Genomic DNA, 19040 nt, shown 5'->3' with positions numbered 1-19040 from the left:
AGTTTTCTATAATCAGTAATTTAACAGGTCAATTATTTCACTATGTAAACGGTTCTTAGGTAAAAACTGATCTTCCAGGTTTTTGGCAAACGGTATTGGAGTTTCTAAACTGCCTAAGCGTTTTACCGGAGCATCTAAATAGTTAAAGCAATTTTCTGTGATTAATGCCGCTAAATCTGATGCAATGCCACCAAACAACGTGTCTTCATGCAAAATTAAAGCCTTTCCGGTTTTTCTAACCGATTTGTAAATAGCTTCTGTATCTAATGGTTGCAAAGTTCTCAAATCGATGATATCGGCTGAGATTTGGTGTTCTTTAACTTCGTTTAACGCCCAATGCACGCCGGCACCATAAGTAATAATACTTAAGTCGTTACCCTCTTGTAATAAAGAAGCTTTACCTAAAGGAATGGTATAATAATCTGTAGGAACATCCTGATAAACCGATCTGTACAATGCTTTGTGTTCAAAAAATAATACTGGATTTTCATCTTCTATTGAAGTAGCCAACAAACCTTTTGCATCATAAGGAAATGCAGGATAAACCACTTTTAGTCCGGGGGTTTTTGTAAACCAGGCTTCATTGGTCTGGCTGTGAAACGGCCCTGCTCCTAGTCCGCCGCCGCAAGGCATACGCAATACAACATCAGCAATTTGATTCCAGCGATAATATGATTTTGCAAATAAATTAATGACCGGATTAAACCCGGAAGTCACAAAATCAGAAAATTGTAATTCCACCACCGATTTATATCCGTTGATAGAAAGTCCGTAAGCCGATTCAATAATGGTGGATTCACAAATGGGTGTATTCCGAATTCTGGCTGCTCCAAATTGTTCTAAAAACCCTTCAGTAATTTTAAAAGCACCGCCATATTCTGCAATATCCTGCCCCATGATGATCAACTTATCAAAGCGCTCCATACTTTGTCTTAAACCTTGAGATACAGCATCAATGAATCTAATATTTGAAGTTTTGGTTAAAGGTAAAGTTTCCTTATAATTTTGATGTTTGTACACATCGGCTAATTCATTTTCAATGGTTGAAGAAATCTCTTCTTCAGCAAAAGCTGTTTTTAAATGTTCATTAATTTCGTCAACAATTTCCTCCTTAATTAAAGCATCCATTTCATCGGAAAGCATATTTTGTTCTTTCAAAAACGCATGATAATTTTTAATGGGATCTTTTTCTCCCCATTCATTGATCAATTCCTGCGGAATATATTTCATCCCACTAGCCTCTTCATGGCCACGCATTCTAAAAGTTTTAAATTCAAGAAGTACCGGACGCGGATTTATTCGCAGGCTTTTGGCAATTTCACTCACTTTTGAATGAATTTCCAAAATGTTATTTCCATCTATAATATGGCTTTCCATTCCGTATCCAATTCCTTTATCTGCAATATTTTCACAATTAAACTGTTGGCTTACAGGAGTTGATAGACCATATCCATTATTTTCAATACAAAAAAGCACCGGTAAATCCCAGACAGAAGCCACATTCAAGGCTTCATGAAAATCACCTTCACTGGTACCGCCTTCTCCAGAAAAAACAGCAGTGACTTTAGGTTCATTTTTAAGTAAATTGCCTAATGCAATCCCATTTGCGATCCCAAATTGCGGACCCAAATGTGAGATCATGCCCACAATTTTATATTCCTGGGTTCCAAAATGAAATGAGCGTTCACGACCTTTACTAAACCCGCTTTTTTTACCCTGCCATTGAGAAAACAGTCTGTGTAACGGAATATTTCTTGAAGTGAAAACCCCTAAATTTCGGTGCATCGGCAAAATATACTCATCAAAATTTAATGCGTTTGTTATGCCCACTGAAATAGCTTCTTGCCCAATACCCGAAAACCATTTGGAAATTTTGCCCTGACGCAATAGAATTAACATTTTCTCTTCTATCAATCGAGGTTTAAGAAGGGATTTATATAAATCGATTAATTGTTTATCTGAGTAATTTTCGCGGTTGAAAATCATTTTACCAAAAGTGTTGTTAATTGTGTCCATTAAAAATGAATAATTATATCAAAGATAATACTAATGCTATGAAACAAAAATACCCTATTATAAAAAATAATAAGGTATTTTCAGCTATTTGATTTCAATTAAACTTCCTTAAATATGGAATGCATTAAACGTGTTTTGTCATTAATGCTTTCTTCCAAGGAAATCATTGTTTCAGTTCTTGAAACGCCGTCAATATCGTCAATTTCAAAAATTATTTCTTTTGCGTGTGTGGTATCTTTAGCTCTAATTTTGCAGAAAATATTATATTTCCCGGCAGTAATATAAGCAATGGTGATATTGGGGATTTTCTTTAATTCGCTGATAACCTGCTTTGTTTTTGAAGTTTTGTCTAAATAGATACCTACGTGTGAGATAAATGAATAACCCATTTTTTCATAATCAAGCGTTAAGGTTGAACCTTTAATAATCCCTTCATCTTCCATTTTCTTAACCCTAACGTGGATTGTTCCTGCGGAAACCACTAATTTTTTGGCTATATCGGTAAATGGTGTTCTTGCATTTTCGATAAGAATATCTAATATTTGATGATCAATTTCATCAAGTATAAATTTTTTCATAATAACTACTTTGTTTAAGATAAAATAATAAAGTACAAATTTATTAAAAAAAAATCGATAAATAGATAATATATTTACGAATTTGACAATTCTAATTCCTTAATATCTAAATTTTCTGCATTTATATGGTTATACGAATAATAATCTGATAAATCCCCCACTTTTTCAATGTGTTTGTACATTACAAGTTTAGATGCTATCACTTTGAATTTTAGCTGAATACCAATATCAACAATTTGAATACTATTATTTTCAGTAATTTTTATATTTTTATAAATTATATCTAAAAACTTAGTGTCATTGTTGGGAATGTCATGGTATGACTCATAATTATCGTAAATTTTTTCTGTTCCAATAAAATAGAGTGCTTGCAGGAGTGCGTAAAAATTATATTTCCTTGTAATTTCTCGTTGATAATCGTCTTTAAAATGCCCTGCTTCTATTAATACGGTATTATGTCCCAATTTTTGAAAATTATCACCAGTTGCTGTCGGGTAAAATTCATCGGTATAGCGTCCAATTTGATTAGGAATAACTTGTTGTAATAAACGATTCATGGCTACAATAACGCTCATTGTTTCTTTTCTTCCTTTCGTAACTGTTCTGTCAACATCTTCGGAAGGTGCCAAAAAAGATATCGTAGCAGGATTTTGCGTGCCCTCAACATTAAAAATAGAACGTTGGTCGTGTAAGTTGAAACAAAATTTAGGGTTGAAATTATCTAAAACGGTCCGGAGCAGTCTACTTTCCTTAGCCTTTCTCTCAACAGCATCTCGATTTAAATCGATATTATTGGCATTTTCTCTGGTAAATTTAATGGCTCCATCGGGGTTTAACAATGGAATAAACTGAATTGTGCAACTTTTTAAGATGGATTCCGTTATTTTTGACAATTCAGTATTGCTTTTTTCGAAAAAATTAAACAAGTCGAATAAGGCCTTTGTTCCTGTGCTTTCATTCCCATGCATTTGTGACCAGATTAAAATTTTTGTTTTACCGGTTCCTATAGAAATTTTATAAATAGGGAGGTTGTTTTCCGAATAGCCTAAAATTTCCTTTTTAAATTTTGCGGATAACTTTTGAAGTAATGGATCTATATCATCAAATAAAATTCTTCTTCCTTTTAAATTTTTTTCAAAATTTTCCAAATACCAAAGCTCTAAGGTTTTTACGTCTGTCAATTTCATGTTACAAAAGTAAATATAAGATTGTTTACATTTGTAAACAGTAAATATGGAGGGTGATTATACAATTGTAATCAAGTTTTCCTCAAATAGAAAGGCTACTCACTCTTGCTGAACAATCACTATAATAAAAGTTGATATTAAACACATATAACACTATAATTGAATTAAATAACTAGTTTAATATAAACCTATGCTTAAATATATTTTAACATGATAAATTAAGATGTAACTTCTAATTTGTGAATTAATATTAAAATGATTACATTTGTAACTAAAATATAATTTACAATGGTAAACATTGAGCAATTTGCGAAACGACTGAATATCCTTATGGATTATTATGAAATATCTGCCGCTTTATTGGCGGAAAAAATAGAAGTACAACGGTCCAGTATTTCCCATATTCTTTCCGGAAGAAATAAACCCAGTCTTGAATTTGTGTTGAAGATTTTAAAAGAATTTCCTGAAGTTGAATTATATTGGCTATTAAATGGAGTTGGACATTTTCCTAAGCAGGTCGAAATTAAGGAGTCTGCTCCTACACTATTTTCGACTACTAAAGAACCTGAAACAAAAAAAGAGGAACCAAAAGCAATAACAAAATCTATTGTCAGCGATCATTTAAATCAGGAAATTGAGCGAATAGTTATTTTTTATAGAAATGGTAATTTTAAAAATTATTTACCATAAAAAAAGCCTCTGTAAATACAGAAGCTTTTGATTAACTTTTCGTTAAATTCTTATTCAATCAATTTTGATATCCCTGTTTTTAATATAAGAATTAACTCGTTTTTATTGCTGCTTTTTGATTGTTGCTGTGTATATACCAATTGATTTAGCATATTTACGCTCATTTTATCGAAATTGTATTTTTTGTATTGCAGTCCCAATTTTACAAAATCGTTTGTTAAATTTGTTATAGCTTCTATATTATCGCTTTCTGAAATCCATTTAAATGCTTCTCCATAAGTTTGCTGGGTTCTTTTATCTTCTGTTAAAAATAGACCTTTTAAAAGGTGTTTGGCGATGAAAGGAAGCTTTGTTTTGTCCTTTTCCCTAATATAAATAGTGGTAATGGCGTCAGCCAAATAATCTTTGGTATCTTCACTCAATGAATTTACCTTAGCAATAGCTGCTTGTTTATCAATTAAGTATAAAGATGTCAGTGAATTCCCGGTAACTGAATAGCTTTCACTAGTCATTCCTTTTTCAAATAGCGGCTTATAGATAGGGTCAATTAATTTGCCAATTATGCCAATGGCGGCTGCCTGCACCAATGTTTTTGGATCGAATTGCGCCAAATTCACTATTTTGTCAATGGCTTCCTTTTTATTGTATTTTTGAAATAAATCAATATTTTCCAATGCCAATACTCTAATTTCATAATAAGGATCGTTAAGCGCCTTAATTAAGGTATTAAAAGCTTCTTTATTTGATTGGTTTTTTGAAATCTCTTCCAAAGACAACCTTCTGTCTAAATAATGAGGCGCATTGTTAAATTGGTAAATATATTCCTCCAAAGTTTTTTTCTCAGCAATTTCTGCCAACAACACATGTTTTGCGTCGATATTAATTAATTTAGGCAATTTGTTAAATGAGAATGTAAATGAATTTTGCGCGTTTTCAACCCAAACATTATGGCTTGTTTTTCCGCTTTCTTCATAAATATCAATAGATAAAGGAAATTTAAATATATTTCCTTTCTGATTGACGTTAACGGTAACCGTTTTGTTGATGGTATTGTAATCGTAGGTAACGTTCATTTTTATATGTCCGTTTCCATAATACCACTGGTTAAAAAACCAATTTAAATCTTTTCCGCTCACTTTTTCAAATGCCAAACGAAGATCTTGGGCTTCTGCAGTTCCATATTTATGCTCCGTTAAATAGGTATTCATTCCTTGGAAAAAGGCATCATCGCCCAAAATGTCACGTAACATGTGTAAAATGGCATTTCCTTTATGGTAACTTACCGTGTCAAACATATCTTCCCTGTCCAAATAATAAAAACGCACCAAATCTTTATCTTCACTCTTACTTTGCATATAGGTTTGAACATCGCTGTACATATTTGCATCAGCCTTGTCTTTACCGTATTTATGGGCAAACCACAAATAAACACTATAGGTTGCAAATGATTCGTTTACGGTTAAATTAGACCAGCTTTCAGAAGTGACCAAATCCCCAAACCAATGGTGAAACAATTCATGTGCAATGGTACTTTCCCATTCGTTATTATCAATTAATTGTCCTTTTTTTTGATGCGCGTTTTCGGCATGAACAACTGCTGTGGTATTTTCCATGGCACCACTTACATAATCCCTAACCACAATTTGGCTGTATTTATCCCAAGGGTAAGGAATTCCGGTTAGCGTTGAATAAAAAGTAATCATTTCAGGAGTATTTCCGAAAATGGCTTTGGCTTCAAGCGCAAATTCCGGTTCAACATAATAATTAACTTCTATTCCATTCCATGAATCTTTTACTATGCTAAATTCACCAACACCCATAAAAACGAGATATGGTGCATGTTTTTGATCCATTTTCCAGTAATCGGTTCTTGTTCCGTTTGGGTTTTTTGTCTGACTTTTTAATGTTCCGTTTGAAAGTGTCACAAATTTATCCGGAACTGTCATATAAATTTCCTGGGTTGTTTTTTGGTTTGGGGAATCAATAGTGGGAAACCAGCAACTGCTGGATTCTGTTTCGCCTTGTGTCCAAATTTGTGTTGGCTTATCAGGATCTTCTTCTTTTGGATCAATAAAATACAAACCTTTTGCATCCGTAATATTTTCGCTTCCTTGTTGGGTGACTTCTTCAGGTTTTGCCGTATATTTTATGTATACCGTGTATTCTTCTCCCTTTTTATAAGCTTTGTCCAGCTCTATGGTTAATTCATTTTCTGAATAATTATAGCCGGCTTTTGCATTGTTAACTTTTACTTCATAAATATTAAATGACTTAGCATCTAAAACAACTTTGTTAACCTTATAAAAATGGGGTGTTAACGTTACCCAGGCTTCCCCGTTTAACTGACTTTTTTCAAAGTTGAAATCTACTTTTAACTTGGTATGGACTAAATCATTTATTTTTTCTCTTTCAGCCTGGTACATCCTGTCTTGGGCACTAAGAGCTATTGAAAATAATAAAATAACAGCAATTAAAATTTTTTTCATTTGAGACGTATAAAATTTAAGAAAACAAAAATACTGTTTTATTCTTTTTAAGTAGTTAACGGATAGTTAAAAAGCCATACTTTTTAGGGTATGGCTTTTAATTTTTACATTAGAATGAATATTATTTTAAACTGCTAAACAATCCTTCCAATTGTTTTAACTCATTAGAATCTCCATCCATTTTTATTTCTTGAGTTAATGTTAAAATAGCAGCAGGGTTCATTTTTTCTCCAATAACTCTAATTACTGTAAATCCCTTTTGATTATCAGTTCCAAAAATCACAACTTCATCAATTGCATCTTCTTCTCCCAAATAGTTGATACTTACATTTCCTTCTCCTAAATTCATTCTAACCAATTGTTTGTATTTCGGGTTTTTTAGAATTTTTTTGACTTTTTCTTTTTCAGTATTAAATAATTCTAAATTTGTTTCATTTAATTGTAATGCTAAAAAATTAACTTTTTTTATTGTTTTCAGTGTGTTTTTAACTTCTTCAGAAACATCTCCATCTTTCAACTGTAAAATGCTTGAAGGCAAATCAATTGAAATAAACTCATTATTTTCCTTACTGTCCACAATATATTTCTGTAAAGACGGATTTGTATCACATGCAGTTGTTAAAAGTGCTATAAAAAAAGCGACAATTGAAATTTTTAAAAACGTTTTCATGGCGGCTCTTATTTATTTTTTAGTTGTTTGCTACTGTTGGGGATATGGGCATCCGTAATTTCAGAAATTTTATTTAGGTCAATTTCACCGGTTAAAGACAACACGACAGCTTGCTTGTTGGCTTTATTTGTGAGGTCATTCACAAACATTAACAATTCACTCACGTGATTTTCATCTTTGCCTGAACGTATGTAAATTTTAACGTTGGCATCTTTATCTTTTACACGCATCAACTCAACAAGTTTTGAAGATTTCAAATATTTTGAAACTACTTCTTCCATTTGATTGGCAATAGTTGTGCTTTCTGTGGTAAAAACTTTTAAAGATTCTAAGCTTTGAACCATTTCAACATATGATTTTGATTCGGGGCTGCTACCTTTAAATTTACTTAACATTTTAAAGGCTTCTTTGTTTACAATAACTGAGGTAACATCATCCATATCTTCAAACTTGTCGAAGATTGAAATTTGTGCATAGTTTGCGAAGGGCATTATTGCAAGTGCGATTATAAAAATTATTTTTTTCATTTTTTGGATTATTTAGGTTGTTTTAAAATTTTGTTTGTGGTGGTTTCAAACTCTTGCAATTTCGAAATTGCTACAGTTCCTTTGTTTAAATTTGCCGAAAGCATATTGAAAGCCATTTGCGTTTCATTATAAATTTTTTCAGCTTTTTGTTGTTGGTTTTTTTCATACCCGGTATACACACTTACCAATAAAACTATTGAGGCCGCTACAGATAACCATTTCCAATTCCGCTTTTGAGTTTTTAATTGAATGGTTTTTGTAAATTTTTCATTTTTATTGGCTGAAAAATAGCCGAACATCGCTCGGTATTCTTCTAAATGTGGCGCTACATTATCACCTGAAAAATAGGCTTTTAAATTATTTTCTTCAGCAATAGTCGTTTCAGCGGCCAGGTATTTTTCCAACAACTTTTCTATGTTAACTAATTCCATAATTGTGTTGTTTTATTAATTGTTCTTTAATTGTTTTTCTTGCTCTTGATAAGGAAACTCTAACTGCGGTTGGCTGCATGTTCAGCATTTCGGCAATTTCATCAAATTCATATTCTTCAATATCTCTAAGCTGTATTATTAATTTTTGTTGCTCTGGTAAGTTCTCTATCAACTTATGAACCAAACTTACACTGTCATTAAGTTCTACTCTTTTTTGTAAAGACGTTCCACCTTCCTTATAGTTACTGTGCACCAAAGACAAATTACTTGCCTGCTTCGATTTTAATCGATCAAAACAATAATTTTTCGTCATTGTCATCGCAAATGCTTCAATGCTGTTGTAATCTTTTAATTTCGACCTGTTTTTCCACAGTTTAAAATACAGCTCTTGAGTGGCGTCTTCTGCTTCTTCTGTTGAAACCAGTAACCTTTTCGCTACCCGAAACACTTTATCTTTAAAAGGCATAACTGTTTTTAAAAATGCTGACTGATCCATTTTAAGTTTGGTTGTTAAAACTTCTTTATGATGTTGTTACTATTATGACGAGCAAGTTACATTTTTGTAACAGTTGGCATTAATTTTGTAATAAAAATTAATATATTGCGTTCAATTAAACAAAAATAAAAAAAATGAAAAAATTAAGCTATGCCCTTGTAGTTTATTTAGTGTTGGGCCTTACTTTCGGTAGTTGTAATAAAAACGATGAAATAACTCCTGATATCGTTGAAATAGTAAAATTGGAGAACCCAATAAACAATTTTATTTGGAAGGGAATGAATTCCTGGTACAATTGGCAATCCAATGTCCCTAATTTGGCAAATACTAAAGATGATAATTTAGATGCTTATAATACTTTTTTAAATGGGTATTCAACTCCTGACGATTTGTTTTACAGTTTGCTTTTCCAGGAAGGGACCACCGACAGATTTTCTTGGATTGTTGATGATTTTGTGGCTTTGAATAATTCTTTCCAAGGAATTTCTAAATCATTCGGAATGCGTTTGCAAGCAGTATTATTAGAAAATAAAGTTGATATTATTTTTTATGTACGTTATGTTGCGCCAAATTCTCCAGCAAGTGATGCAGGTATTATAAGAGGTAACATTATTAATGCTTTAGATGGTATTGTTTTAAATGAAGGTAATTATTCTGCCACTGTTAGTAAATTATCCAATGAAACGGTTACGTTATCAATTGTTTCTGAAAACGGAGGCATTTTAACTCCTATTGAAGATAAAACAATTACAGCTATTCAATTATCTGAAGATCCTGTTTACTTTAAAACAGTATTTCCTGATATCAGTGGTAAAAAAGTAGGTTATTTGGTTTATAACGGATTTAGATCTTCTTATAACGATGAACTTAATGCAGCTTTCGCTGATTTTAAAAATGAAGGGATTGACGAATTGGTTTTAGATTTAAGACTAAACGGCGGTGGATCTGTATTAACCTCTGCCTATTTGGCAAGTATGATTGATGCAAGCGCTGGTTCGGAAACCTTTGCAAAATTAACATTTAATGCAAAACACAGCATTGAAAATGGTTCTTATACCTTTCAAAATACTTTAAGTGTATATGATACAAATGGTACAAAAACTGGTGAACAAGCCATTAACAGACTTTCAAATATCAGTCAATTGTATGTATTAACTTCCGGCAGCACTGCTTCTGCAAGTGAAATGATTATCAACGGATTGAAAGCTTTTATGCCTGTTAAAGTTATTGGAACAACCACTTACGGTAAAAATGTAGGGTCAATTACCTTATATGATTCTCCTTCATCAGATTATACAAGTGAAACATCAGCAAATTCAGCACATTTATACGCCATGCAACCCATTGTATTTCAAATATATAACAAGGATGGTCAAAGTGATTATATAAATGGATTTGTTCCGGATATTGAAGTGAAAGAATACCAATTTTGGAATACTATTTTACCTTTCGGCGATGAAAATGAAGTGGTTTTAAAAGCGGCGCTTGATGATATTAGAGGTATTACTGCTAAACAGGTAAAGTCACTTAAATTTTCTGAAATTAAAGAAATTGAAGTTTCCAAACTTGAAAAAAGATTTGATAAGGAAATGTATATTACTGATGAATTTTTCAATCAGTAATAACTATGGATTTATATTGACAAAAAAGGCAGGTTTTACTTGCCTTTTTTGTTGTTTAAGAATCCGATTAATTTTACCTAAATTTGTTTTAATCTTCAACAAAAATAAATGAGAAATATATCAATTATTTTAATACTCCTCTTCACTTTTTCAGCTTGTGAAAAAAAATACCAACCACGTGAATTCGTGAAAATTTCCATTGAAAAGTTTAAAATAGACAGCGCCAGCATTCGTGCCATTGAAATTGTGAATGATTCTTCCATTGTGTATGCAAGCTCAAATGGAACTATTGGTATTTTAACCGGAAATGGAAAATTTTTGGGAACCAAAAAAATTATGACTGACACCATCGTTCCTCATTTTAGGGCGATTGCCTACACACAAGAAGCTGTTTTTGCTTTGAGTATTGAGAATCCTGCACTGCTTTATCGTTATAAAAACAATGAAATTGAATTGGTTTATAAAGAAGTTCACGATAAAGTTTTTTACGATTCCATGAAATTTTTTGATGAACTCAACGGAATTGCCATCGGTGATCCAACTGATAAATGTTTATCCGTTTTAATTACCCGTGACGGCGGAAAATCATGGGGAAAAATGGATTGTGAAAATTTGCCGGAAATTGAAGCAGGGGAAGCTGCTTTTGCGGCCAGCAATACCAATATTGCCATTGTTGGCGAAAGTGCATGGGTGGTTACGGGCGGATTAAAAGCGCGCGTTTTTCATACGCCGGACATGGGTTTAACATGGAAAGTATATGATACGCCAATGATACAAGGGAAAAACAGCACGGGGATTTATTCGGTTGATTTTTACAATGAAAGACAAGGAATTATCTGCGGAGGCGATTATACCGATATGCAAGGAAATTACGCCAATAAGTCAATTACTCAAAACGGAGGAAAAACTTGGGAAGTGGTGTCAGAAAATACAGAACCAAAATACGTCAGCTGTGTGCAATATGTACCTAATACACAAGGAAAAGAAGTGTTTGCTGTTTCTGAAAATGGCGTTTTTTACTCAAAAAGCTCAGGAAAAACTTGGGATAAAGTAAGTGACGAAGGTTTTCATGCCATTCGTTTTGTAGATGAAAATACAGCTTGGGTTTCAGGCAATGAAGTGATTGCTAAAATGACGATCAATTAAAATGAGAAAATAGCAAAGTTCGAAGTCCGAAGACCGAAGACCGAAGTTTTAAAAAAATCAATCATATAATTTTCAATTTTTTATGCCAATTAAGTCAATGAAAATGAACTATTATTATAAAATGAAAAATATTGCTTTTATATGCTGGATTTTTTTGCTGATTTTAGGATGTTCCAATCAATCTGAAATTGGTAAAAAGATGAATTGCAGTCCGACAACTTATAAAAACACAAAACAAATTACGGATTTTAACAAAAACTTTACATTAAATATTCCAAGTAATTGGAAAACAGAATTATACTTTGATAATTATCAGTCTGAAATCTTTACCGCTGACACGATTAAGCAGCTTTCTGAAACTTATATTTTAGCAGCTTCCTTTAATTTGGGAGCCTTAAATTTCGACAAAGATTTTCACCACCTAAAAGATTCTGTTTTGAGCGTAAACAACCTAAAAATAACAGATTCCGGAAATCAGACGTTTCAATCAAAACCTACCTTTTGGTATGTTACAAAAGGAACAAAGAATAATTTCGATTACCATCGTTTTACGGTTATAACTAAAATTTCAGAAAATACTTATTTTTCTGCCTATTCTGAAATTTATGGAGATGACAATATAGAGAAACGCATCTGTGAATCAATTTCATTACTGGAAAGTATTCAGTTTTTGGAATAATTTATGATAATTGAATTGTAAAACCTTTCATGAATACTTACTTTTGATAAAAATTTAAAAAAATGCAAAAAATAATAGATCGATTTGTAAAGTACGTTCAAGTGGACACTCAATCCGATGCAAACAACCCCGACTTTCCAAGTACCGAAAAACAATGGGATTTGGCGCATATTTTGGTTGATGAATTGAAAGAAATTGGCATGCAGGATGTCACTTTAGATGACCATTGCTATATCATGGCCACGCTTCCTTCAAATGTGGATTTTAAAGTTCCAACGATTGGTTTTATTGCCCATATTGATACCAGTCCTGATTATTCAGGCACCAACGTAAAACCTCAAATTCATAAAAATTATGATGGCAAAGATATTCTGCTGAATAAAGCAGAAAATATCATTTTGTCTCCTGATTATTTTGAAGATTTATTGCTTTATAAAGGACAAACTTTAATTACAACTGATGGCACTACCCTTTTGGGCGCCGATGACAAAGCCGGTATTACTGAAATTGTTTCGGCCATGGAATATTTGATTAACCATCCTGAAATTAAACACGGTAAAATAAGAATTGGTTTTACACCTGATGAAGAAGTTGGAAAAGGTGCACACATGTTTGATGTGAAAAAATTTGGTGCCGATTGGGCCTATACGATGGATGGAAGCCAAGTGGGTGAATTGGAATATGAAAATTTTAATGCAGCCGGAGCAAAAGTAATTATCCACGGAAAAATTGTGCATCCAGGTTATGCAAAGGGAAAAATGATTAACGCTATGTTAATTGCCAGTGAGTTTATTGCAGGGTTGCCAAAAAATGAGATCCCACAGAAAACTGAAGGTTATGAAGGTTTTTATCATTTAACCAGTATGAAAGGGGAAGTTGAAAAAACTGAACTTGAGTACATTATCAGGGACCACGACATGAAATTGTTTGAACAGCGGAAAGTCGTTTTTCAAAAGGTCGCAGATGATTTAAACAAAAAATTAGGCAGTAAATTGGTTGAAGTTGAAATGAAAGACCAATATTACAATATGCGCAAACAAATTGAGCCTGTCATGCACATTGTTGATATTGCTGAAGAAGCAATGTTACAATTGGGAATTAAACCTCTTATAAAAGCAATTAGAGGCGGAACTGACGGATCTCAATTGTCATATAAAGGATTGCCTTGTCCAAATATTTTTGCAGGCGGACATAATTTTCACGGACGATACGAATTTGTTGCTGCGGAAGCTATTCAATTGGCTACCGATGTTGTTGTTAACATTGCAAAATTAACTGCTGAAAAAGCAAAGTAAAAAATTATATAAATTCATTTATATACTCCCTTTCTGAAATAAGACTGGGAGTTTTTTTTAACAAAATGTTAAATATTGTTATTTTATTGACACTATCTTTCAAAACTATGGTGAGATGGTTACTTTTGAACACTTAAAGAATTAAATTCATGGAAAGTCAATTGTTAGTTTCTCTTACCGAGAAATATGGAAGTCCGCTGTATGTTTACAATGCAGAAAAAATGGAATCGCAATATCATAGAATCACTGCAGCCTTTTCTTCCGTTAAAAATTTGAAATTGAATTACGCGGTAAAAGCCAATTCCAATATCAGTATTTTAAAATTTTTCAAAAAGTTGAATTCAGGTATTGACACGGTATCCATACAAGAAGTGCAATTAGGTATGGAAGCAGGTTTTGCACCGGAAAATATTATTTTCACACCAAACGGCGTTTCGCTTAAAGAGATTGAACAAGCGGCAACAATGGGTGTTCAAATCAATATCGATAATCTCTCTATTTTAGAACAATTTGGCCACCTCTACCCTAACACTCCTGTTTGTGTACGTATCAATCCGCATATTATGGCAGGCGGACACCATAAAATTTCTGTAGGCCATATAGATTCCAAATTCGGAATTTCAATCCATCAATTACCTCATATTAAAAGAGTTGTAGAAAATACAGGGATGCGCATAAACGGCGTTCACATGCATACAGGTTCAGATATTTTAGATATTGATGTGTTTTTGGCCGCTACCGAAATTTTGTTTAATACAGCCACAGCATTTGAAGATTTAGATTTTATAGATTTTGGAAGCGGATTTAAAGTGCCCTATAAGGAAGGTGATATTTCTACAAATATTGAAGAATTGGGTGAAAAATTATCCGAACGATTCAATAGTTTTTGTAAATCTTACGGTAAAGAACTTACGCTTATGTTTGAACCAGGCAAATTTTTGGTGAGTGAATCAGGTCATTTTTTGGCGCACGTAAATGTGGTAAAACACACAACATCCACTGTTTTTGCGAGCATTGATTCCGGTTTTAATCATTTGATACGTCCAATGTTTTATGATGCTTTTCATCATATCCATAATATTTCCAATCCGAGCGGACGAGAACGTTACTATTCTGTAGTCGGTTACATCTGCGAAACTGACACTTTTGCCACCAATCGTAGAATTAGTGAAATTACTGAAGGTGATGTGCTTTGTTTTAACAATGCAGGCGCCTATTGTTTTTCGATGGCTTCCAATTACAATTCCAGATATAGACCGGCAGAAGTTTTGTATTATAAAGGCAAAGATTATTTAATAAGAAAAGAAGAAACATTCGACGATTTAATTAAAAATCAGGTGATTGTAGATTTAGAAGAATAAATACTGAAAATACAATTCGTTTTTTCATAAAATAAAATTGTTTTTAACGGTAATTAGATAGTAATAGTGATTGAAAAATAAATTTTTATTAAAAATTACATAAAATGATTGTCTTTTTAAAAAAATAATTACTTTTGACCTATGCAAAAAGCAAATTCACATAACATTCTGTTAAGCGAAAACACCTCGCTATATTTTGTTGTTGCTACTACGACTACATTCGGGACAACCCTTTAGGGGTTCTTTCTATTTATATCACCCGTATCTATATTCGTTTTCATAAATAATTGAAACAAGGAATAGCCTTTCAAAAAATATAAAAATCAGTTTAAAAAACGACTCCTATGAAGGTTTTAAAATTTGGCGGATCATCGGTCGCCACTTCAGAAAATATAAATAAAGCAATAAACATTGTTAAAAATAGTGCACACGATACAAATATAATTGTGGTGGTTTCAGCCCTTGGCGGAATTACTGACGTGTTGCTGGAAGCAGGGAATTTGGCTTGTGGCGGCGACGAAAATTATAAAAATCAGTTTAAATTAATAGAAGAACGTCATTTAAAAGTGATTCGTGAATTGATTCCCGTGGGCAACCAAAGCGGCATTTTGGGTCATGTAAAAAAAATGCTCAATAAATTGGAAGCTACTTTGGAAGGCGTTTTTTTAATCAATGAACTGTCGGCCAAAACTTCTGATAAAATTGTAAGTTTTGGAGAATTGTTATCTTCCTTTATTATAGCTGAGGCAATGAAAAACAAAGGGTTAGACGCAGGATTAAAAAATTCCCAAGAGCTTATTGTAACCGATGAAAATTTTTCGAATGCAGTGGTTAAGTTCTCTCAAACCAATGAAAATATTTCGACCTTTTTCAGTAAAAACAATCATAAAATAATAGTATTGCCAGGTTTTGTATCTAAAACAGAAAGCGGTGAACCTACCACTTTAGGTCGTGGCGGATCAGATTATACCGCCGCCATAGTCGCTGCTGCAGTCAATGCTTCTGTATTGGAAATTTGGACAGACGTAAGCGGCATGTTTACAGCAAACCCTAATTTTGTGCAACAGGCTTTCCCTATTAAAAACATTTCTTATCAGGAAGCCATGGAATTGTCGCATTTCGGCGCAAAAGTTTTGTATCCTCCAACAATTCAACCAGTTTTAGAGAAAGAAATTCCGATAAAAATCAAAAACACCTTCGATGCCGAGGCAGAAGGTACTTTAATTACAAAAGTTACTTCAAATGCCAATCCGATAAAAGGAATCAGCCATATTGAAAATATGACTTTAATTACTTTGGAAGGAAGTGGAATGGTTGGCATTCCTGGATTTTCTAAACGCTTGTTTGAAGCCTTATTTCAACAAAAAATAAATGTTTCCCTAATTACACAAGCCTCTTCAGAGCATTCTATCTGTATCGCTATCAATAATACTGATGCCGAAAAAGCTAAAAACGCAATCGATGCTGAATTCAGTTTTGAAATTTCACAACATAAAGTGAATCCACTCATTGTTGAAAAAAATAACGCGATTATTGCGTTGGTGGGAGACAATATGAAAAGTCACCAAGGTATAAGCGGTAAAATGTTTAGTGCTTTAGGTAGGAATAACGTAAATATCAGAGCCATTGCTCAGGGTGCTTCAGAAAAAAATATTTCAGCAGTCATTACGCATAAGGATATTAAAAAGGCGTTGAATACTTTACATTCCGAATTTTTTGAAGATCAAACCAAACAGCTCAATTTATTTGTGGTGGGTGTTGGAAATGTGGGGCAGAAATTATTGACGCAAATCAAAAATCAGCAATCCTATTTATTGGAACATTTAAAATTGCAGGTGAGGGTCATTGGAATTGCCAACTCAAAAAAAATGTTATTTAATGAAGATGGAATTGATTTAGAAACATGGAAATTGCAATTGGATAAAGCTAATCATTTAAATATGGATCATTTTCATGATAAAATAACTGATTTAAATTACAGAAACAGCATTTTTGTCGATAACACAGCCGAAGAATCCGTTTCAAATTTATATGCCCGTTATTTAAAAGAAAGTGTAGCTGTGGTTACCTGCAATAAAATTGCTTGCTCTTCTAATTATTCAAATTATGTAGAATTAAAAAATTTAAGTCGAAAATATAATGCGCCATTTTTATTTGAAACCAATGTTGGTGCAGGATTGCCTATCATTGATACCCTTAAAAACTTAATTGCGTCCGGAGATAAAGTCACCCAAATACAAGCCGTTCTTTCAGGAAGTTTAAACTTTATTTTCAATAATTTTAATGAACAAAATTCATTTTATGATGTTGTTCAACAAGCCGGAGTTGAAGGCTATACAGAGCCAGACCCAAGAATAGATTTAAGCGGTGTTGATGTGATGCGAAAAATTTTGATTTTGGCCAGAGAAAGCGGTACAGAACTCGAATTAAACGATATCACAAATGATTCCTTTTTACCAAAATCCAGTTTGGAAGCCAAGTCTGTAACCGATTTTATGGAAACATTAAAAAACGAGTCAGCTCATTTTACCCAGCTGCGAAAAAATGCAGAAGCAAAAAAATGCAGACTTAAATATGTTGCTGAATTCAATCAGGGAATCGCTAAAGTTGGATTAAAAGAAATTCCGGCGACACATCCATTTTACGATTTGGCAGGGAAAGACAATATTGTGTTATTTTTCACAAATAGATATTGCGAACAGCCTTTAATTATTAAGGGTGCCGGTGCAGGAGCCGATGTTACGGCTTCCGGTTTATTTGCCGACATTATTAGAATTGGCAATAATTAACAAGATGAATGAACTAAAAATATTTACACCGGCTACCATCGCAAATGTTTCTTGCGGATTTGATGTATTGGGCTTGGCCTTAGACACAGTTGGCGATGAAATGATTATTAGAAAAGTTGCTGAAAAAGGAGTCAGGATTACAAAAATAACAGGGCAATCAATTCCTTTTGAAACCCATAAAAACGTGTCTGGCATTGCTGCATTGGCACTTTTGGGAGAAGTAAATACCGATTTCGGTTTTGAAATTGAAATAGACAAACGAATTAAACCGGGAAGCGGCATTGGCAGCAGTGCGGCAAGTTCTGCCGGAGCGGTTTGGGCTATAAATAAATTGTTGGGAGATCCTTTCAGTACCAAAGATTTGGTGCGTTTTGCCATGGAAGGCGAACGATTGGCAAGTGGCGTCCCGCATGCCGATAATGTGGCTCCTGCCCTTTTCGGCGGATTCACCTTGGTTAGAAGTTATGAACCACTTGATATCATTAACATTCATACGCCAAGCGAATTATTTGTAACGGTAATTCACCCACAAATTGAGGTAAAAACCTCTGATGCCCGTGAAATTTTAAAAACAACAGTCACTTTAAAAAATGCGATAAAACAATGGGGAAATGTTGGCGGTTTAATTAGCGGACTTTACACGGAAGATTATGAACTTATTGGGCGTTCGCTGGAAGATTTTATTGTTGAACCCATTCGTTCCATTTTAATACCTGCTTTTGATTTGTTAAAGCAAGAATCTATTAAAGCTGGTGCGCTTGGATGTGGCATCTCCGGTTCCGGACCTTCTGTTTTTGCACTCAGCAAAGGAAAGGAGACCGCTTTAAAAGTGGCTGAAGCAATGAGAATGGTTTATGATAAAGTAGGATTGTCCTATGATATCCATGTCTCAAAAGTGAATAAAGAAGGAATAAAAATTTTAGAAAGCAAGTAATATGAACTTTTACAGTTTAAATAAAATAGCACCAAATGTTACGTTTAAAGATGCGGTAATTAAAGGTTTAGCGCCCGATAGAGGTTTATATTTTCCAGAGACAATGCCCCCTTTAAGTAAAGAATTTTTTAAT

The 19040-nt window shown here is 33.2% G+C and carries 16 protein-coding genes and 1 pseudogene; 9 read left to right on the top strand and 8 right to left on the bottom strand.

All coding sequences use genetic code 11. The annotated features are described in order from the left end of the window. Positions 1–12: 12 nt before the first annotated feature. The 3 genes from ABY285_RS05380 to ABY285_RS05370 all read right to left on the bottom strand — a co-directional run bounded on the left by ABY285_RS05380 (position 13) and on the right by ABY285_RS05370 (position 3781). The gene (locus tag ABY285_RS05380; protein ID WP_372767808.1) at positions 13–2016 is read right to left on the bottom strand and encodes a thiamine pyrophosphate-dependent enzyme; all 2004 of its coding nucleotides are present in this window, start codon (positions 2014–2016) and stop codon (positions 13–15) included. A gap of 98 nt (positions 2017–2114) precedes the next feature. After that, the gene (locus ABY285_RS05375) at positions 2115–2594 is read right to left on the bottom strand and encodes an Lrp/AsnC family transcriptional regulator (RefSeq protein ID WP_372767806.1); all 480 of its coding nucleotides are present in this window, start codon (positions 2592–2594) and stop codon (positions 2115–2117) included. Between the two features lie 74 nt (positions 2595–2668). Continuing rightward, positions 2669–3781, bottom strand: a complete 1113-nt coding sequence (locus tag ABY285_RS05370; RefSeq protein WP_372767804.1) for a M14 family zinc carboxypeptidase — start codon at positions 3779–3781, stop codon at positions 2669–2671. A 288-nt stretch (positions 3782–4069) separates the two neighbouring features. Between ABY285_RS05370 and ABY285_RS05365 the strand changes: the two genes are divergently transcribed. Beyond that, positions 4070–4471 carry a helix-turn-helix domain-containing protein gene (locus ABY285_RS05365; RefSeq protein WP_372767802.1) on the top strand — a complete coding sequence of 134 codons (402 nt, stop codon included), beginning with the start codon at positions 4070–4072 and terminating at the stop codon, positions 4469–4471. A gap of 50 nt (positions 4472–4521) precedes the next feature. Here the strand turns inward: ABY285_RS05365 and ABY285_RS05360 are convergent, their stop codons facing one another. From ABY285_RS05360 to ABY285_RS05340, 5 genes are all read right to left on the bottom strand, one after another. Continuing rightward, entirely contained in the window at positions 4522–6957 is a 2436-nt protein-coding gene (locus tag ABY285_RS05360; RefSeq protein ID WP_372767800.1) for a M1 family metallopeptidase, read from the bottom strand. A gap of 121 nt (positions 6958–7078) precedes the next feature. Further along, positions 7079–7627 (bottom strand): DUF4252 domain-containing protein, encoded by a 549-nt coding sequence (locus ABY285_RS05355; RefSeq protein WP_372767798.1) that lies wholly within the window; start codon positions 7625–7627, stop codon positions 7079–7081. A gap of 8 nt (positions 7628–7635) precedes the next feature. Next, positions 7636–8154: a DUF4252 domain-containing protein gene (locus ABY285_RS05350; protein WP_372767796.1), complete on the bottom strand. Its 519-nt coding sequence runs from the start codon at positions 8152–8154 to the stop codon at positions 7636–7638. Positions 8155–8162: 8 nt separating this feature from the next. Further along, a complete protein-coding gene (locus tag ABY285_RS05345; protein ID WP_372767794.1) occupies positions 8163–8585 on the bottom strand; it encodes a hypothetical protein in 423 nt (140 codons plus the stop codon). Next, positions 8572–9081, bottom strand: coding sequence for an RNA polymerase sigma factor (locus ABY285_RS05340; RefSeq protein WP_372767792.1), 510 nt, complete (start codon positions 9079–9081; stop codon positions 8572–8574). Before ABY285_RS05340 ends, ABY285_RS05345 begins: the two co-directional genes overlap by 14 nt. 134 nt (positions 9082–9215) lie before the next feature. Here ABY285_RS05340 and ABY285_RS05335 point away from each other — a divergent pair, with 134 nt between their 5' ends. The 8 genes and pseudogenes from ABY285_RS05335 to ABY285_RS05300 form a co-directional block, all read left to right on the top strand. Then, positions 9216–10703: a S41 family peptidase gene (locus ABY285_RS05335; protein ID WP_372767790.1), complete on the top strand. Its 1488-nt coding sequence runs from the start codon at positions 9216–9218 to the stop codon at positions 10701–10703. Between the two features lie 108 nt (positions 10704–10811). Next, a complete protein-coding gene (locus ABY285_RS05330; RefSeq protein ID WP_372767788.1) occupies positions 10812–11849 on the top strand; it encodes an oxidoreductase in 1038 nt (345 codons plus the stop codon). A gap of 121 nt (positions 11850–11970) precedes the next feature. After that, positions 11971–12528 (top strand): hypothetical protein, encoded by a 558-nt coding sequence (locus tag ABY285_RS05325; RefSeq protein ID WP_372767786.1) that lies wholly within the window; start codon positions 11971–11973, stop codon positions 12526–12528. A gap of 62 nt (positions 12529–12590) precedes the next feature. After that, positions 12591–13823 (top strand): peptidase T, encoded by a 1233-nt coding sequence (pepT, locus tag ABY285_RS05320; protein WP_372767784.1) that lies wholly within the window; start codon positions 12591–12593, stop codon positions 13821–13823. 149 nt (positions 13824–13972) lie between these two features. Next, positions 13973–15184, top strand: a complete 1212-nt coding sequence (gene lysA / locus ABY285_RS05315) for a diaminopimelate decarboxylase (RefSeq protein WP_372767782.1) — start codon at positions 13973–13975, stop codon at positions 15182–15184. Positions 15185–15528: 344 nt separating this feature from the next. After that, positions 15529–17973: a bifunctional aspartate kinase/homoserine dehydrogenase I gene (gene thrA, locus ABY285_RS05310; protein WP_372767780.1), complete on the top strand. Its 2445-nt coding sequence runs from the start codon at positions 15529–15531 to the stop codon at positions 17971–17973. A gap of 4 nt (positions 17974–17977) precedes the next feature. After that, positions 17978–18907, top strand: coding sequence for a homoserine kinase (locus ABY285_RS05305; RefSeq protein ID WP_372767778.1), 930 nt, complete (start codon positions 17978–17980; stop codon positions 18905–18907). A 1-nt stretch (position 18908) separates the two neighbouring features. Next, positions 18909–19040 (top strand): annotated as a pseudogene (locus tag ABY285_RS05300) (threonine synthase); the annotation flags it as partial.

The organism is Lutibacter sp. (assembly GCF_041555395.1).
Taxonomy (GTDB): domain Bacteria; phylum Bacteroidota; class Bacteroidia; order Flavobacteriales; family Flavobacteriaceae; genus Lutibacter.
The sequence above is the reverse complement of the archived record's forward strand: the minus strand, read 5'-3'. Positions and strand labels throughout refer to the sequence as shown.